The following is a 17,040-nucleotide window of genomic DNA, read 5'->3' as shown; positions in this document are numbered from 1 at the left end:
TGGCAGGAGTGGCTATGGCTATGGACTTGACCAGCGCATTGCTCGGTCTGGCGGGCGCTGCGCTGCCGTTACTGGTACTGGCCTGGCAACTTCAGCGGCGAGCGAGCACCACGCAGTCAGAGGTTGCACTGCTGGAAGAGCGTCTGGCCATGGCCCTTCTGGCTCAGGATGGATTGAACGCGCAACTCGAAGCCTGTCGCGATGAAATAGGTGATCTGGGCCAGGCCAACGCCGCCAAACAGGCAGACCTGGCCGCCCTACGCCGTGAAGTCGAACTGCTGCAGATCGAACGTGACGACGCACGCGACGCCGCCCACGCCTGGAATCTGGAACGCGCCGGCAAGGAGGCTGAGTTGCGCCGTCTGGACGCCCAGGCCGCTTCACTCAACGCCGAGCTGCGTGAGCAGCAGGAAAGCCATCAGCAGCGCCTCAACGACCTGCAGGGCTCGCGAGACGAGCTGCGAGCGCAGTTCGCGGAGCTGGCCGGCAAGATCTTCGACGAGCGCGAGCAGCGCTTTGCCGAATCCAGCCAACAACGTCTCGGTCAGTTGCTCGATCCGTTGAAGGAACGCATCCAGTCCTTCGAAAAACGCGTCGAAGAAAGTTATCAGGCAGAAGCCCGCGAACGTTTTTCCCTGGCCAAGGAACTGGAGCGGCTGCAACAGCTGAACCTGCGCCTGAGCGACGAAGCCACCAACCTGACCCGCGCCTTGAAAGGCCAGAAAACCCAAGGTAACTGGGGCGAGCTGATTCTTGAGCGAGTGCTTGAACACGCGGGCCTGGAGAAGGGGCGCGAGTACCAGACCCAGGTCAACCTCAAGGGGCCGGACGGTGAGCGTTTCCAGCCGGACGTGATCATTTATCTGCCGGGCGACAAACAGGTGGTGGTCGACTCCAAGGTCAGCCTCACGGCCTATCAGCAATACGTCGCGGCCGAAGACGATGCCATCGGCCAGATCGCCATCAAGCAGCACGTGCTGTCTCTGCGCACTCACGTCAAAGGGCTGGCCGGCAAGGATTACAAGCGTCTCGACGGTTTGCACAGCCTGGATTTCGTCCTGCTCTTCGTACCGATCGAAGCGGCGTTTTCCGCCGCATTGCAGGCTGAGCCGACGCTGTTTCAGGAGGCCTTCGATCGCAACATCGTGATCGTCAGCCCGACCACTTTGCTGGCGACCCTGCGCGTCATCGACAGCCTGTGGAAGCAGGAGCGCCAGAGCCAAAACGCCCGGGAAATCGCCGAGCGGGCCGGGTGGCTGTACGACAAGTTCGTGTTGTTCATCCAGGATCTGGATGAAGTCGGCAATCGCTTACAACAACTGGATAAAGCCTACAGCTCGGCGCGCAATAAGCTGACAGAAGGACGGGGCAATCTGGTCAGCCGCGCCGAGCAGCTCAAGTTGCTTGGCGCACGGGCGAGCAAGAGCCTGCCGGCAGACTTGCTGGAACGGGCGATGACGGATGTGGATGGGTTGGCCGAATTGCCGGAGTAAGCCGAAAAGCTTCGCGAGCAAGTCGGCAGTTGCACCACCACAAGACTCAAACCTGCCGCACTACAACGGCAAATGCCGACTCAGCAACGCCCGCAACGCCGCCGGTTTCACCGGTTTAGCCAGGTAATCCAGGCCCGCCGCATGCACCTGGGCCACCGTCTCCGGTCGCCCATCGGCGCTGATCACTACCCCTGGCACTGGCTCACCCAATCGGGTTCGCAGCCATGCCATCAGTTCGGTCCCGGTCTCGCCATCGTCCAGATGGTAATCCACCAGCGCCAATTGCGGTCGCATCCCGTCGCTGAGCAGTGCCGCGCATTCATCGCGGTTGCGCGCGGTCCAGACCTGACAACCCCAGCGCGTGAGCAAGCTGTTCATGCCGATCAGGATGCTGTCTTCGTTGTCGATGCACAGTACCTGCGAGCCGCTCAGCAATTTGCCATTGAGCTCGGCGACCTTGGTCGGGATCGCGGTTTGCGCCCGAGCCAACGGCACGCTGACGCTGAACACGCTGCCGCGCCCCGGCCAGGAGCGTACGCGCAAGGTATGACCGAGCACGCGACACAACCCGTCGGCGATCGCCAGGCCCAGTCCCAGGCCTTTCTCAGCCCGCGTCTGGTGGCTGTCGAGGCGTTTGAACTCTTCGAAAATGACCTGCTGTTTATCCAACGGAATGCCCGGACCACGGTCCCAGACTTCCAGACACAGCTCGCCCTTGCGTCGACGAACCCCTAGCAGCACTGGCCCTTTGGCGTAGCGGAAGGCATTGGTCAGGAAGTTCTGCAGGATTCGTCGCAACAGTTTGATGTCGCTGTCGACGCGCAACGCACTGCCCCTGACGCGGAATTTCAGTCCTTGGTCGAGGGCCAGCGCCTTGAACTCGGCACCGAGGACGTCGAACATCTCATTGAGCACGAACGGTTTGGGATCAGGGTTGATCTTGCCGTTTTCCAGGCGGGAAATGTCCAGCAGGTCGCTGATCAAGTCCTCGGCCGAGCGCAGTGAAGTGTCCAGATGATGGACGAGTTTCTGCGCCTCAGCGGAGAGGCCATCATCCTGGTGGGAAAGGGCGGCCGAGAACAGTCGCGCCGCGTTCAACGGTTGCATCAAGTCGTGGCTGACCGCCGCCAGGAAACGGGTTTTCGACTGGTTGGCCGATTCCGCGGTGCCCTTGGCTTCGGTCAAAGCGAGGTTGAGTTGCGACAGTTCGTGGGTCCGCTCGGTGACCCGTCGCTCCAGGCCCTCGTTGGCTTCGGTCAGCGCTTGCTCAGCCTCGCGGAACGCGGTGATGTCGGTGAAACTCATGACGAAACCGCCGCCTGGCATCGGGTTGCCGATCAGCTCGATCACACGGCCATTGGGAAAAAGTCTTTCAGAGGTGTGGGCGCGTCCCTGACGCATCCAGTGCAAGCGCCGTGCGACGTGCACTTCGGCTTCGCCGGGACCGCACAGGCCGCGCTCGGCGTTGTAGCGAATGATGTCGGCAATCGGCCGGCCAAGCCTGATCAGTCCATCCGGGTAGTTGAACAGCTCCAGATAGCGCCGGTTCCAGGCCACCAGTTTCAGCGACTGGTCGACCACACTGATGCCTTGGGTGATGTTCTCGATCGCGCCTTGCAGCAGTGCGCGGTTGAATTGCAGTACTTCCGAGGCTTCGTCGGCGATTCGGACGACGTCCTCGAGTTGCATTTCCCTACCTTCGATGGCGGCTTTTACCACCGCACGGGTCGAAGAAGCACCGAGCACACCGGCCAGCAAACGTTCGGTATGGGCGATCCATTCACCGTCGGCATTCTGGTTCGGGTTGAAGCCTTTGCCCTGACGGTAGGCGAAGCGGATAAAACTCTGACGGGCGCGTTCTTCGCCGACGAAGCGTGCGGCCAGCTGCAACAAATCGTCGATCTGCACCGACAGCATCGAACGGGCGCTGGGGCGGGCGCTGATTTCCTGACCGATGAAGCGACCCGCCTGCCAATGTTCCGAAACCCTCGTGCGCGACAGCACCGACACCCAGGCGAACAGCGTGAAGTTGGCCGCCAGCGACAACATCACGCCTTGGGTCAGCGGGGTGAGCGGCAAGTTCAGCGGGTTGCTGTGCAGCCAGGCCAGCCCCGGGAAGCTGCTCAAGGACAAACCGAGGCTGTTGGCGGCAATCGGCAGGATCAAGGTGTAGAACCACAGGAATGTCCCAGCGGCGAGACCGGCGAACACCCCGCGACGATTGGCCTGTTTCCAGTACAACGCGCCGAGCATGGCCGGGGCCAGTTGGGTCACGGCGGCGAAGGCGATCTGACCGATGGTCGCCAGGCTCGCCGTCGAGCCGAGCAGGCGATAACTGACGTAGGCCAGCAGCAGAATCACCACAATGCTTACTCGGCGCACCGAGAGCATCCACTGGCGGAACACTTCGAACGGCCGCTCGGCGTTGTTGCGCCGCAGCAGCCATGGCAACAGCATGTCGTTGGAGACCATGGTCGACAACGCCACGCTGGCGACAATCACCATGCCGGTCGCCGCCGAGGCGCCACCGATAAACGCCAGCATCGCCAGGGCAGGATGGGCTTGAGCCAGCGGCAGGCTGATGACAAAAGAGTCCGGCAGCACCGAACTCGGCAGCAGCATCTGACCGGCGAGGGCGATAGGAACGACGAACAGCGCTGCCAGCGCCAGATAGGCTGGAAACACCCATTTGGCCAGGCGCAGATCCTGGGGGTCGATGTTTTCCACCACGGTCACATGGAACTGCCGGGGCAGGCAGATGATTGCCATCATTGCCACGCCGGTCTGCACCACCATCGACGGCCAGTTGATGGTTTCCTTCCAATACTCTTCGAGGCGCGGGGCGAGCATGGCCTGGTCGAACAGGTCGTCGAAACCGTCGTACAGGCCGTAGGTCACGAACGCGCCGACCGCGAGAAAGGCAAATAACTTGACCAGGGATTCGAACGCAATCGCCAGCACCATGCCGCGGTGGTGTTCCGTGGCGTCGAGGTTGCGGGTGCCGAAGACGATGGTGAACAGCGCCAGCACCAGCGACACGATCAATGCCGTGTCCTGGGCGCGTGTGCCCATGGCGTCGGCACCGGCGCCGATCAGCAAGTTCACCCCGAGCACGATGCCCTTGAGTTGCAGCGCGATGTAGGGCAACACGCCGACCAGGCAGATCAGCGCCACCACCACCGCCAGCGACTGGGATTTGCCATAACGCGCGGCGATGAAGTCGGCAATGGAGGTAATGTTTTCCTGCTTGCTGATCATCACCATTTTTTGCAGGACCCACGGCGCGCACACCAGCAGCAGAATCGGCCCGAGGTAGATCGGCAGGAACGACCAGAGTTGTTCGGCGGCCTGGCCCACGGCGCCAAAGAAGGTCCAGCTGGTGCAATAGACGGCCAGCGACAGGCTATACACCCAGGCGCGCACTCGCGGCGGCAACGGTGTGCTGCGACGGTCGCCGTAGAAGGCGATGGCGAACATGATGGCCATATAGGCCAGGGCGACGGCGGCGATCAGCCCGCTGGACAGCGACATGGGAACTCCAGACAAAAGACACCCGGGACTCCCGCCCGGACAGACAGTCTCGCACGATGGCAGGGGTTAGTCAGTGTCGACCAAGGTCGCGGCGTGGCGGGGTGTCGCAGGCGGTGTGCCAGTTGGATCTTGGGTGTTTTTTCCGGCCCCTTCGCGAGCAAGCCCGCTCCCACATTGGATCTGTGTCGTTCACAAATCCCCTGTGGGAGCGGGCTTGCTCGCGAAGGCGGCCTTACTGATTCAGCGCAATCTCGATCAACCGATGCAACTCCTCAACCTCCAGCGGCGCTGCCGAGAACAGGATGCGAAACACCGTCGGCGCCGCCACCAGGTTGATCAGCCGATCAACGTTCGGCTTCGGCTGATCGGGGTAACGATCCAGAATCGTCTGCAACTGCCCGCCAATGATTGTCGCGCAAAGGGCCGGCGTGGTGCTGCATTGCACGTCGCGCAACATGTTGCGGCCGGGTTCGGAACTCATTTCGTCCAGATACTGCTCGGCCCAGGCGCGCACGTCACCGCGCAGGCTGCCGGTATTGGCCGGCTCGCTCTCGGGGCGCATGCGGGCGAGGGCGACGTCCGCCAACAACACCGACAAATCGCCCCAGCGCCGGTAGATGGTCGACGGCGTGACGCCGGCGCGCGCGGCGATTTGCGGGACGGTCACAGTGGTGCGGTCCTGCTCTTCGAGGAGATCGCGGACTGCCGAGTGAACCGACTCTTGCACCCGGGCGCTGCGGCCACCCGGGCGTAAACCTTCTTTAATAGCCATGCATCGGACCTTAACACAAAGAATTTGCTTTAAGCGTTGGTCAGTAGCACACTCCGCAAAAGCAAAAAGTTAGCTTTTGCGGAGTATGCTCAATGTCCAGTTCAACGTCTAATCGTTCAAGCCTCTGGTTCCTGGCGATCACCTTACTCAGTTTTCTTGCGGCGTCCACGGCGCCGACGCCGTTGTATCACCTGTACCAGGAACACCTGCAATTCTCGGCAGCGACCCTGACCCTGATTTTCGGCGTGTACGCGATCAGCTTGCTGGCGGCATTGCTCACGGTCGGTTCGCTCTCGGATTACCTGGGGCGCAAACCGGTGATCTTCACTGCTGTGATGTTGAACATGCTGGCGATGCTACTGTTTATCAATGCAGACAGTGTCGCCTGGTTGATCAGTGCAAGAGTGCTTCAAGGTTTTGCTACGGGGATGGCCACTGCCGTACTGAGTGCGGCGCTGTTGGACACCGATCGTCAGCAAGGGCCGCTGGTCAACAGTGTGGCGCCGTTGCTGGGCATGGCGGCGGGCGCGATGGGCTGCGGCTTGTTGGCTGAGTTTGCACCCCTGCCGTTGCAGTTGACCTATTGGGTGCTGTTCGCTCTATTTGTGATGCAAGCGCTGTACGTCTGGCGTTTACCGGAAAGCGTCAGCCCCCAACCGGGAGCCTGGGCTTCGTTGCGCCCGACACTGCATGTGCCGATCCAGGCGCGACGTGCGTTGTGGCTGGTGCTGCCGATCAACATCTCGGTGTGGGCGCTCGGTGGTTTTTACGCTTCGCTGGCGCCGTCTCTGGTGCGCACGGCCACCGGATCGACCTCAAATCTGATTGGCGGTGCGACGGTGGCCGTGTTGACGGTGACCGGCGCGTTGATGATCTACACCCTGCGCGATCGGCCGGCCGACAAGGTCTTGCGCTTGGGCGGCAGTCTGCTGCCCGCCGGTGTCGCGCTGATTCTGCTGGCGGTGCACAGCGCCAGCCTGCCACTGTTTTTCGTCGGGACACTGGTGGCCGGATGCGGTTTCGGCGCCGGTTTCCTCGGTGCATTGCGCAGCGTCGTGCCGCTGGCCTTACCCCATGAACGGGCAGGGTTGATGTCGGCTTACTACGTGCTCAGTTATCTGGCGTTCTGCTTGCCGTCGTTGCTTGCCGGGAACTTGACCCGGACCTTCGGGCTGGTGGCCACCACCGATGGTTACGGTGCGGTGCTGATTACGCTCTCGGTCGGCGCTTTGTTCGCGTTGATGCGTCAGCAGTCCATGAAAGTCTGTGGCGTCGATGTTCGATGACCGTTAGCCTTGGCTCCGCCCTGCCTTTCGACGGACCGACGCATGAAAATCATCCGCAGCAAATCCTTCACCGCTGACCGTGCCTGGGGCGCTTTGGACATCGCCAACATGAATGGCATCACCACGCGTTTGCACTGGACCGATCAGCCCTATAAATGGCACATCAATGATGGGCAAGAAGTGTTCGTGGTATTGGATGGCGTTGTGCAGATGCGCTATCGCGAAGCAGGTCAGGAGAAAGAAGTGGAGTTGGGCGTAGGCGATATCTTCTATGCCGACGTCGGAACCGAACACGTAGCCCATCCGCAGGGTGCGGCAAGAATCCTGGTGATCGAAACTGAAGGCAGCGTCTGACGCTATATCTGTAAAACAGATAACAGTTAGAGATATTACACGTTATATCGATATTCGATTCGGATCTACCATGGGCTCCACCTCAACAGAGGACAGGAGTTTGCCATGACATGCCCCAACACTGCCCCAGCCGGTTTCAAACCCTTCAGTCATTTGCAGCACCCGCGTGAAGTCATCCGCCAGTTCACGCCGAACTGGTTCGCCGCCACCATGGGCACCGGCGTGCTGGCGTTAGCGTTGGCGCAGCTGCCTGGCGCCAATGCCGGTTTGCACGCAATTGCCGAAGCCCTTTGGCTGTTCAATATCGTGCTGTTCGTTTTGTTCACGGCGCTATACGCGGCGCGTTGGGCGTTGTTTTTCGATGAGGCGCGGCGGATTTTCGGTCACTCCACGGTCTCGATGTTTTTCGGCACGATCCCCATGGGCCTGGCGACCCTCATTAATGGCTTCCTGGTGTTCGGTCTGCCGCGTTGGGGCGAGGGCGTGATTCATCTCGCCGAGGTGCTGTGGTGGCTGGATGTGGCGATGTCTGTGGCGTGCGGCGTGCTGATTCCCTACCTGATGTTCACCCGTCAGGAGCACAGCATCGACCAGATGACCGCCGTCTGGCTGTTGCCGGTGGTGGCGGCAGAAGTGGCGGCCGCCAGCGGTGGTCTGCTGGCGCCGCACCTGGTCGATGCCCATTCGCAACTGGTGGTGCTGGTAACCAGCTACGTGCTTTGGGCGTTTTCCCTACCGGTGGCGTTCAGCATTCTGACCATTCTGTTGCTGCGCATGGCGTTGCATAAATTGCCCCACGAAAACATGGCCGCCTCCAGTTGGCTGGCGTTGGGGCCGATCGGCACCGGGGCGCTGGGCATGTTGTTGCTGGGCGCCGACGCGCCGGCGATCTTTGCGGCCAACGGTCTGCCGGGCATCGGTGAAATCGCCGCCGGGCTGGGGTTGGTGGCCGGGATCACCCTGTGGGGCTTTGGTCTGTGGTGGATGCTGATCGCGGTGCTCATCACCCTGCGTTACCTGCGCGTCGGTATTCCGTTCAATCTCGGCTGGTGGGGTTTTACCTTCCCGTTGGGCGTCTATTCCCTGGCGACATTGAAACTGGCCAGCACCTTGATCCTGACGTTTTTCAGTGCCTTCGGCTGCGTGCTGGTGGTGTTGCTGGCGGTAATGTGGCTGATCGTCGCCAAACGGACAGTGCAGGGCGCCTGGCGGGGCGAGTTATTTGTCTCACCGTGCATTGCAGGATTAAACAAATAACCTGCAAAGTTTAGGTAATGTGTGGCCTGGATCGTCGTTGGATATTCCAATAACTGCATCCACGCCACTCTCTACCCAACATCAGGGACACATGGAAGATGAGTCACCCCTCACAGTTCACCTTGCTTCGCACCCGGCGCTTCCTGCCGTTCTTCGTCACGCAGTCGCTTGGGGCGTTCAACGACAACATCTTCAAGCAGTCGCTGATTCTCGCCATTCTCTACAAGTTGACGATCGACGGTGACCGCTCGATTTGGGTCAACCTGTGTGCGCTGTTGTTCATCCTGCCGTTCTTCCTGTTCTCGGCACTGGCCGGGCAGTTCGGGGAGAAGTTCGCCAAGGACGCGCTGATTCGTCTGATCAAGCTCGGGGAAATCGCCATCATGGCGGTCGGCGCGGTCGGTTTCATGTTCGATCACCTGTCGCTGATGCTGGTGGCGCTGTTTGCCATGGGCACTCACTCGGCGCTGTTCGGGCCGGTGAAATACTCGATCCTGCCCCAGGCCTTGCGTGACGAAGAGCTGGTGGGTGGCAACGGTCTGGTGGAAATGGGCACCTTCCTGGCGATCCTCGCCGGGACCATCGGTGCCGGGATCATGATGTCCTCCAGTCATTACGCGCCGATCGTCTCCACGGCGATCGTCGGTGTTGCGGTGCTCGGCTATCTGGCCAGCCGCAGCATTCCACGGGCCGCGGCCGCCTCCCCGGAAATGCGCCTGAACTGGAACATTTTCAGCCAGTCCTGGGCCACGTTGAAGCTGGGCTTGGGGCAGACTCCGGCGGTGTCACGCTCGATTGTCGGCAACTCGTGGTTCTGGTTTGTCGGGGCGATTTATCTGACGCAGATCCCGGCCTATGCCAAGGAGTGGATGCACGGCGACGAAACCGTGGTGACGCTGATTCTTACGGTGTTCTCGGTCGGTATCGCACTCGGTTCGATGCTTTGCGAGAAACTGTCCGGCCGCAAAGTCGAAATCGGTCTGGTGCCGTTCGGCTCTTTCGGTCTGACCGTGTTTGGTTTGCTGCTGTGGTGGCATTCCGGTGGAATTCCGGACAGCGTTGCAGGCCATGGCTGGATCGAAGTCCTGGGTTTTGGCCATGCCTGGCTGGTGCTGATCGACATTCTGGGGCTTGGGGTGTTCGGCGGTTTCTACATCGTGCCGCTCTACGCGTTGATTCAGTCGCGTACCCCCGAGAACGAGCGGGCGCGGGTGATTGCCGCCAACAATATTCTCAATGCGCTGTTCATGGTGGTCTCGGCGATTGTCTCGATCGTCTTGCTGAGCATGGTCAAGCTGTCGATCCCGCAGCTGTTCCTGGTGGTGTCGCTGCTGAACATCGGCGTCAACGCTTACATCTTCAGCATCGTCCCCGAGTTCAGCATGCGCTTCATGATCTGGCTGCTCAGCCATTCCATGTACCGCGTGGAGCATCGCAATCTGCAGCTGATTCCCGATGAAGGCGCGGCGTTGCTGGTGTGCAATCACGTGTCGTTCGTCGACGCCTTGCTGATTGGCGGCGCGGTGCGTCGGCCGATTCGCTTTGTGATGTATTACAAGATCTACAACTTGCCAGTGCTGAACTTCATCTTCCGCACAGCCGGGACCATTCCGATCGCCGGGCGTCAGGAAGACATTCAGATCTACGAAAAAGCCTTCACGCGCATTGCTCAGTATCTGAAAGATGGCGAGTTGGTTTGCATCTTCCCGGAGGGCAAATTGACTGCCGATGGCGAGATCAACGAGTTCAAGGGCGGGCTGACGCGGATTCTCGAAGAGACGCCGGTGCCGGTGATTCCGTTGGCATTGCAGGGGTTGTGGGGGAGTTTCTTCAGCCGCGATCCGCAAAAGGGCGTGTTTCGCCGGTTGTGGTCACGGGTGACGCTGGTGGCAGGTCCTGCGGTGTCGGTTGAGGCGGCAGAGCCAGCCAGGTTGCAAGGGATGGTGGGGGAATTGCGCGGCGCAGTACGCTGATTCCTGTCGTGGCGGGCCGCTAACCCAGCGTGCCCGCTCCGGGCATTCAGCCCGCCATTGCCAACCGGTTACGTCCCTCGCGCTTGGCCACATACAACGCACTGTCGGCCCGTCGCAACAGGCTTTCGGCAGATTCGCCGGGCAATAGCGTCGAGCAGCCAAGGCTGACCGTCAGCTCGGTCACATGGCCATCGGCCAAATAATCCTCTGCCTGCACTGCAAATCGTAGCCGTTCGCCAACCATGGCTGCGGCCTCACGACTCGTGTTGGACAGCAGGATCAGGAACTCTTCGCCACCAAAGCGGAAGACCATGTCCACGTTGCGCAACTGGTTTTTGATCGAGGCTGCAACGGCCTTGAGCACGTCATCGCCGGCGCTGTGTCCGTGGTTGTCGTTGATGCGTTTGAAGTGGTCGATGTCCAGCATCAGCAGCGACAAGGGTTGCAGATGTCGACGCGACATCTCGATTTCCCGTTTCAGGGTCTGATCCATGGCAATGCGGTTGCCGGTGCCCGTCAGCGGATCGCGCAAGGCGCTTTGGGTGGCGGCGCGGTAGAGCAGGGCATTGCGCATCGGATACAGCAATGCTGACAGCAGTGACTCGAGATTGCCTTGTTCCTGCTCACTGAAACGCTGATTGCGGCGGAATACCAGTTCGCCCAGATTCTCGCCTTCGTGGCTGAGGCTGTAGCTGATCGAGTGATGGCCGCGCAGGCCGAACTCCAGGCGCAAGTCGCTGGCCGGATGCTCGTACGTCAAGGCGTCAAGCGGTACTAGTCGCTGAATCTCACGGAAGAACAGCCCGAGAATGCGTTGCGGCTCAAGACTGGTTTGCAGCTGCAGACTGAGTTGCTGGCGCAGTTGCGAAAGGCTGACGGGCCTCTCGATGAGGGTAGGCTGCTGACCAAAGCCCAGGCGTTGCAATTTGGCGCTATCGAAGTCAATTGCGTTGGTCTGGGAAGGTGATTTCATATGGCGTGCACCCCTAAGCAGTAAGGCTGTCTTACAGGCTGGGTGAGAGCGGCTTTGGGCTGCGCGTCATACTGGTCCATCAGTCCCGTAGGACATTTGGCCCAAGTTTAGTCCGCTTTGCCGACGATAAGTAATCTGTCGGCTCAGGCGTCCGCCCGTTTGCTTTCACACTGCGTGTCTGAGCAAATTTAGAGCGAAAGTCGTGCCATTCAGTTCAGTCGGATAAAAAACGTTTTAAATCAAAGAGTTGAAGCTGTTGATGAGGGGTGTTGCCGGGTTTTGTGACAGTTGGTTGACGTGTGATGGGGATGGTTGCGACGCATTTGTATGCCGCGGCGGGAAGCCGTCGCGGCACAAAAGCGACGCGCGGGCGTTACTGAGCGTTGAACGCCTGGCCATTGATGCCGGTGCTGTCCGGACCCATCAGGTAGAGGTAGACCGGCATGATCTCCTCGGGCGTCGGGTTGTTCAGCGGATTTTCCCCCGGGTAAGCCTGGGCGCGCATGCTGGTGCGGGTGGCGCCCGGGTTGATGCTGTTGGAGCGCACCGGTGCCACGGTGTCGACTTCGTCAGCCAGGGTTTGCATCAAGCCTTCGGTGGCGAACTTGGACACGCCGTAAGCGCCCCAATACGCACGCCCCTTGCGGCCGACGCTGCTGGAGGTGAACACCACCGAGGCGTCCTGGGACAGCTTGAGCAGCGGCAGCAGGGTGCTGGTGAGCATGAACATGGCGTTGACGTTGACTTGCATGACACGCATGAAGTTTTCGCCGGACAGCTGCTCGATCGGCGTACGCGGGCCAATGATCGACGCGTTGTGCAGCAAACCGTCGAGATGGCCGAATTCGGTTTCGATCATCGCTGCCAGCTCATCGTATTGATGGGGCAGGGCGGTTTCCAGGTTGAACGGGATCACGGCCGGCTGTGGATGGCCGGCGGCTTCGATTTCGTCGTAGACCTGGGTCAGGTTGGCTTCGGTCTTGCCCAGCAACAGCACAGTGGCGCCGTGCGCGGCAAAGGTTTTCGCGGCGGCAGCGCCGATGCCACGGCCAGCGCCGGTGACCAGGATGACCCGGTCCTTGAGCAATTCTGGGCGGGCGGAATAATCAAACATGAAAAACCTCACAACAATTCAATAGGCAGGCATCGCACTTGTGGCGAGAGAGCTTCTGTGGCGAGGGGATTTATCCCCGTTCGGCTGCGCAGCAGTCGTAAATCATTGAATGCCGCATATCTGACTCACCGCAATGACCGGTTTGGGGCCGCTTCGCGGCCCAACGGGGATAAATCCCCTCGCCACAAAAGCATCTTGCAGCCAGTCAGGTCAGCAGCTACACAGCGCGCTATCAAGGACCTTGCGCAACTCCAGCGGATGATCGACCACCACATCCGCGCCCCAATGCCGCGGGTTATCCTCCGGATGAATGTAGCCATAGGTCACCGCGGCCGTTCTGGTGCCGGCATCGCGACCGGATTCGATATCGCGCAAGTCATCACCCACAAACAACACGCTGGCCGGATCGAGGTCGAGCATCTTGCACGCGAGGATCAACGGCTCGGGGTCCGGTTTGCTGTTCTTCACATGGTCCGGGCAGATCAACAACGCCGAGCGCTCGGCCAGGCCAAGCTGCTGCATGATCGGCTCGGCGAACCGCAGCGGCTTGTTGGTGACCACGCCCCAGATCAGGTTGGCCTTTTCGATGTCGGCCAGCAGTTCGCCCATGCCGTCGAAGAGTTTGCTGTGAACCGCGCAACCGGCGAGGTAACGCTCGAGGAACTCCAGGCGCAATTCCTCGAAACCCGGTGTTTCCGGGTCCATGGAGAAGGTCACCGCGACCATCGCCTTGGCGCCGCCGGAGATCTCGTCGCGAATGTGTTTGTCGTTCATCGGCGGCAAGCCGCGATCGGCGCGCATCGCCTGACAGATCGCAATAAAGTCCGGCGCGGTGTCGAGCAGGGTGCCGTCCATGTCGAAAAGAACTGCTCTGATACGCATCGGCTTACTCCTCGCGCAGGGTCTGGATCATGTAGTTGACGTCCACGTCGGAGGCCAGTTTGTAGTGCTTGGTCAGCGGGTTGTAGGTCAGGCCGATGATGTCCTTGACGGTCAGGCCGGCCATGCGGCTCCAGGCACCCAGCTCGGACGGGCGGATGAATTTTTTGAAATCGTGGGTGCCGCGCGGCAGCAGCTTCATGATGTATTCCGCGCCGACGATGGCGAACAGGTACGCCTTCGGGTTGCGGTTGATGGTGGAGAAGAACACCTGGCCACCGGGCTTGACCATACGGAAGCAAGCGCGGATCACCGAGGACGGGTCCGGCACGTGCTCGAGCATTTCCAGGCACGTGACCACGTCGAACTGCTCGGGCATTTCTTCAGCCAGCGCTTCGGCGGTGATCTGCCGGTATTCGACGCTCACGCCGGATTCCAGTTGATGCAGTTGCGCGACCGCCAGCGGCGCTTCGCCCATGTCGATACCCAAGACGGTAGCGCCGCGCTGGGCCATGGCTTCGCTGAGAATGCCGCCGCCGCAACCGATATCGAGGACTTTCTTGCCGGCCAGGTTGACCCGTTCGTCAATCCAGTTGACCCGCAGCGGGTTGATGTCGTGCAGCGGTTTGAACTCGCTTTCGCGGTCCCACCAGCGATGGGCCAGGGCTTCGAATTTGGCGATTTCGGCGTAGTCGACGTTGCTCATGGTTAAGTCCTCTAAAACTTGAAAAATCCTGTTGCCCCGGTGGTAAGTCCGGGGTGCTTACGATTCGGTATGGCCGCTGATGCGCTGGCCCCACGCCTTGGCGGTGACGCAGAGTTGTTCTTCGTCCAGACGAGTCAGGCGGCGGTCGTCGAGCAGTTGCTTGCCGGCGACCCAAAGGTGTTTCACGCAATCACGGCCGGTGGCATATATAAGCTGCGAAACCGGGTCGTAGACCGGTTGCTGCGCCAGGCCGGAGAGGTCGAACGCGACGATGTCTGCCGCTTTGCCGACTTCCAGCGATCCCGTTTCGGATTCAATGCCCAGCGCGCGGGCGCCATTGAGCGTGGCCATGCGCAGGGCGCGATGGGCATCCAGCGCGGTGGCCGAGCCGGCGACGGCTTTGGCCAATAAGGCGGCGGTGCGGGTTTCGCCGAGTAAGTCCAGGTCATTGTTGCTGGCCGAGCCATCGGTGCCGACCGCCACATTGACGCCAGCCTGCCATAAGCGCTCCACCGGGCAGAACCCGCTGGCCAGCTTCAGGTTCGACTCCGGGCAATGAATCACGTTGGTGTTACTTTCTACCAGCAACACCAGGTCTTCATCGCTGATCTGAGTCATGTGGACGGCCTGAAAGCGCGGCCCCAGCAAGCCCAGGCGCCCAAGGCGGGCCAACGGGCGCTCGCCGCGCTGCTCGACGGACTGCTGCACTTCATAAGCCGTTTCATGCACGTGCATATGGATCGAGGCGTCCAACTCTTCGGTGATCACCCGGATTTTTTCCAGGTTCTCGTCGCCCACGGTGTAGGGTGCATGGGGGCCGAAGGTGACTTTGATACGCTCGTGGTGCTTGAGATCGTTGAACAGTTCGACGCCCTGACGAATGGCTTCATCCGCCGTGCTGGCACCCGGGATCGGGAAATCGAGGATCGGAATGGCGATTTGCGCACGGATGCCGCTGTTATGGACGCGCTCGCTGGCAACCTTCGGGAAGAAATACATGTCAGAGAAGCAGGTGATGCCACCTTTGATCTGCTCGGCGATCGCCAGGTCAGTGCCGTCACGTACGAAAGCTTCATCGACCCACTTGGCTTCGGCCGGCCAGATGTGGTTTTCCAGCCAGGCCATCAGGGGCAGATCATCGGCCAGGCCACGGAACAGCGTCATCGCCGCATGACCGTGGGCATTGATCAAGCCGGGGCAGAGCAACATGTCCGGCAATTCGCGGACTTCGATTGCGTTAAGCTTCAGCGCAGCCGAGCGTGGGCCGATGAATACGATGCGTCCGTCGCGGATGCCCAGGGCGTGCTCTTTGAGGACAACGCCAGCGGGTTCGACGGGTACCAGCCAGGTCGGCAGCAATAGCAAGTCGAGCGCAGCGGCAGTGTTCGGCATCGAGAATCGGTTCCAGAGCTTTTGTAAAGGATGGCGAAGTATACCCGAGCGTCTTCGCGGGGGGATCGCTATAATCGACGGCTTTTGTTCATGTGTGCGGGGTGAGGGATGCGCGATCGACTGTTGGCTGCGGAGAAAGTAAAGGCCATCGATTGGCGTGATGGCGCCCTTTACCTGCTGGATCAGCGTATTTTGCCGTTCGAGGAAACCTGGATCGCCTACACCAGCGCTGCTGGCGTGGCCGAGGCCATTCGTTCGATGGTGGTGCGCGGCGCGCCGGCGATTGGCATCAGTACCGCCTATGGCGTTGTGCTGGCGGCCCGCGCGCGGTTTGCCGAGGGCGGTGACTGGCAAGCGGCGCTGGAAGAGGATTTCGCGCTGCTGGCCGATTCCCGTCCGACCGCGGTCAACCTGTTCTGGGCCCTGGGCCGCATGCGCGACCGGCTTGAACGTCTGAAGGATCACGCCGATCCGATAGCGGTGCTGGAGGCGGAGGCTATCGCCATTCATGAGAGTGATCGCGAAGCCAACCTGACCATGGCGCAACTGGGCGTGGACCTGATCCGCAAGCACCAGGGCAACGCCCAGGCGATCCTGACTCACTGCAACACCGGCGCACTGGCCACCGGCGGCTTTGGCACGGCGCTTGGTGTCATTCGTGGCGCGTTCATAGAGGGTATGGTCGAACGCGTCTACGCCAACGAAACCCGTCCATGGCTGCAAGGTTCGCGATTGACCGCATGGGAACTGTCCAACGAAGGCATCCCCGTCACACTCAATGCCGACTCCGCCGCCGCCCACATCATGAAGACCAAGGGCATTACCTGGGTGATCGTCGGCGCTGACCGGATCACCGCCAATGGCGACGTGGCCAACAAGATCGGCACCTATCAGCTGGCGGTGAACGCCATGCACCACGGCGTGCGCTTCATGGTGGTGGCGCCGAGTTCGACCATCGACATGAACCTGGCCAGCGGTGATGACATTCCGATTGAAGAGCGCGATGGTCGCGAGTTGCTGGAAGTCGGCGGCAAGCGGGTCGGGGCGGATGTCGATGCGTTCAACCCGGTGTTCGACGTGACCCCGGCTGACTTGATCGATGCGATCATCACCGAAAAAGGCATCGTCGAGCGCCCGGACACCGCGAAAATGGCGCAGTTGATGTGCCGCAAGCGTCTGCATTAGATTTCTGGCGCCTGATAAATCGCCTTCGCGAGCAAGCCCGCTCCCACATTTGACCGATTTCTCAAGTTAGACACGGTCGAGTGTGGGAGCGGGCTTGCTCGCGAAGAGGCCCTCACAGCCACCAA

The 17,040-nt window shown here is 60.8% G+C and carries 13 protein-coding genes; 6 read left to right on the top strand and 7 right to left on the bottom strand.

The genetic code is table 11. From position 1 onward, the window contains the following. Positions 1-128 precede the first annotated feature (128 nt). Positions 129-1,493, top strand: coding sequence for a DNA recombination protein RmuC (gene rmuC, locus DFS28_RS17060; RefSeq protein WP_165934047.1), 1,365 nt, complete (start codon positions 129-131; stop codon positions 1,491-1,493). Positions 1,494-1,553: 60 nt separating this feature from the next. Here the strand turns inward: rmuC and DFS28_RS17055 are convergent, their stop codons facing one another. Then, on the bottom strand, positions 1,554-5,024 hold the full coding sequence (locus tag DFS28_RS17055; RefSeq protein ID WP_111450723.1) for a PAS domain-containing hybrid sensor histidine kinase/response regulator: 3,471 nt from the start codon (positions 5,022-5,024) through the stop codon (positions 1,554-1,556). Between the two features lie 232 nt (positions 5,025-5,256). Continuing rightward, positions 5,257-5,796: a TetR/AcrR family transcriptional regulator gene (locus DFS28_RS17050; RefSeq protein WP_111450722.1), complete on the bottom strand. Its 540-nt coding sequence runs from the start codon at positions 5,794-5,796 to the stop codon at positions 5,257-5,259. 92 nt (positions 5,797-5,888) lie between these two features. On the opposite strand from DFS28_RS17050, the gene DFS28_RS17045 reads away from it, so the two are divergent. The 4 genes from DFS28_RS17045 (at position 5,889) to DFS28_RS17030 (ending at position 10,666) form a co-directional block, all read left to right on the top strand. Further along, entirely contained in the window at positions 5,889-7,082 is a 1,194-nt protein-coding gene (locus DFS28_RS17045; RefSeq protein WP_111450721.1) for an MFS transporter, read from the top strand. A 42-nt stretch (positions 7,083-7,124) separates the two neighbouring features. Further along, positions 7,125-7,436 carry a cupin domain-containing protein gene (locus tag DFS28_RS17040; RefSeq protein ID WP_008148700.1) on the top strand — a complete coding sequence of 104 codons (312 nt, stop codon included), beginning with the start codon at positions 7,125-7,127 and terminating at the stop codon, positions 7,434-7,436. Positions 7,437-7,541: 105 nt separating this feature from the next. After that, positions 7,542-8,693: a TDT family transporter gene (locus tag DFS28_RS17035; protein WP_111450720.1), complete on the top strand. Its 1,152-nt coding sequence runs from the start codon at positions 7,542-7,544 to the stop codon at positions 8,691-8,693. A gap of 98 nt (positions 8,694-8,791) precedes the next feature. Further along, positions 8,792-10,666: an MFS transporter gene (locus DFS28_RS17030; RefSeq protein ID WP_111450719.1), complete on the top strand. Its 1,875-nt coding sequence runs from the start codon at positions 8,792-8,794 to the stop codon at positions 10,664-10,666. 46 nt (positions 10,667-10,712) lie between these two features. Here the strand turns inward: DFS28_RS17030 and DFS28_RS17025 are convergent, their stop codons facing one another. From DFS28_RS17025 to DFS28_RS17005, 5 genes are all read right to left on the bottom strand, one after another. Then, the gene (locus DFS28_RS17025; protein WP_111450718.1) at positions 10,713-11,639 is read right to left on the bottom strand and encodes a GGDEF domain-containing protein; all 927 of its coding nucleotides are present in this window, start codon (positions 11,637-11,639) and stop codon (positions 10,713-10,715) included. 373 nt (positions 11,640-12,012) lie between these two features. Beyond that, positions 12,013-12,753: a YciK family oxidoreductase gene (locus DFS28_RS17020; protein ID WP_074874751.1), complete on the bottom strand. Its 741-nt coding sequence runs from the start codon at positions 12,751-12,753 to the stop codon at positions 12,013-12,015. A gap of 210 nt (positions 12,754-12,963) precedes the next feature. Further along, complete coding sequence (gene mupP, locus DFS28_RS17015; protein WP_111450717.1) at positions 12,964-13,635, bottom strand: N-acetylmuramic acid 6-phosphate phosphatase MupP; 672 nt, start codon at positions 13,633-13,635, stop codon at positions 12,964-12,966. A 4-nt stretch (positions 13,636-13,639) separates the two neighbouring features. Next, the gene (ubiG, locus tag DFS28_RS17010; RefSeq protein WP_111450716.1) at positions 13,640-14,338 is read right to left on the bottom strand and encodes a bifunctional 2-polyprenyl-6-hydroxyphenol methylase/3-demethylubiquinol 3-O-methyltransferase UbiG; all 699 of its coding nucleotides are present in this window, start codon (positions 14,336-14,338) and stop codon (positions 13,640-13,642) included. A 57-nt stretch (positions 14,339-14,395) separates the two neighbouring features. Further along, positions 14,396-15,730, bottom strand: coding sequence for a TRZ/ATZ family hydrolase (locus tag DFS28_RS17005; protein WP_111450715.1), 1,335 nt, complete (start codon positions 15,728-15,730; stop codon positions 14,396-14,398). A gap of 108 nt (positions 15,731-15,838) precedes the next feature. Between DFS28_RS17005 and mtnA the strand changes: the two genes are divergently transcribed. Next, on the top strand, positions 15,839-16,915 hold the full coding sequence (mtnA, locus tag DFS28_RS17000; protein WP_111450714.1) for an S-methyl-5-thioribose-1-phosphate isomerase: 1,077 nt from the start codon (positions 15,839-15,841) through the stop codon (positions 16,913-16,915). Positions 16,916-17,040: the final 125 nt, after the last annotated feature.

Origin of the sequence: Pseudomonas sp. 478 (assembly GCF_003254125.1) — a bacterium.
In the GTDB taxonomy this organism is placed as follows: domain Bacteria; phylum Pseudomonadota; class Gammaproteobacteria; order Pseudomonadales; family Pseudomonadaceae; genus Aquipseudomonas.
This window is presented reverse-complemented; position numbering and strand designations above follow the sequence as displayed.

Coding starts and splice junctions, on each gene's coding strand:
- DFS28_RS17005 (WP_111450715.1), bottom strand. CDS start 15,730: ATGCCGAACACTGCCGCTGCGCTCGACTTGCTATTGCTGCCGACCTGG.
- ubiG (WP_111450716.1), bottom strand. CDS start 14,338: ATGAGCAACGTCGACTACGCCGAAATCGCCAAATTCGAAGCCCTGGCC.
- DFS28_RS17045 (WP_111450721.1), top strand. CDS start 5,889: ATGTCCAGTTCAACGTCTAATCGTTCAAGCCTCTGGTTCCTGGCGATC.
- DFS28_RS17040 (WP_008148700.1), top strand. CDS start 7,125: ATGAAAATCATCCGCAGCAAATCCTTCACCGCTGACCGTGCCTGGGGC.
- DFS28_RS17035 (WP_111450720.1), top strand. CDS start 7,542: ATGACATGCCCCAACACTGCCCCAGCCGGTTTCAAACCCTTCAGTCAT.
- DFS28_RS17050 (WP_111450722.1), bottom strand. CDS start 5,796: ATGGCTATTAAAGAAGGTTTACGCCCGGGTGGCCGCAGCGCCCGGGTG.
- DFS28_RS17030 (WP_111450719.1), top strand. CDS start 8,792: ATGAGTCACCCCTCACAGTTCACCTTGCTTCGCACCCGGCGCTTCCTG.
- DFS28_RS17025 (WP_111450718.1), bottom strand. CDS start 11,639: ATGAAATCACCTTCCCAGACCAACGCAATTGACTTCGATAGCGCCAAA.
- mupP (WP_111450717.1), bottom strand. CDS start 13,635: ATGCGTATCAGAGCAGTTCTTTTCGACATGGACGGCACCCTGCTCGAC.
- mtnA (WP_111450714.1), top strand. CDS start 15,839: ATGCGCGATCGACTGTTGGCTGCGGAGAAAGTAAAGGCCATCGATTGG.
- DFS28_RS17055 (WP_111450723.1), bottom strand. CDS start 5,024: ATGTCGCTGTCCAGCGGGCTGATCGCCGCCGTCGCCCTGGCCTATATG.
- DFS28_RS17020 (WP_074874751.1), bottom strand. CDS start 12,753: ATGTTTGATTATTCCGCCCGCCCAGAATTGCTCAAGGACCGGGTCATC.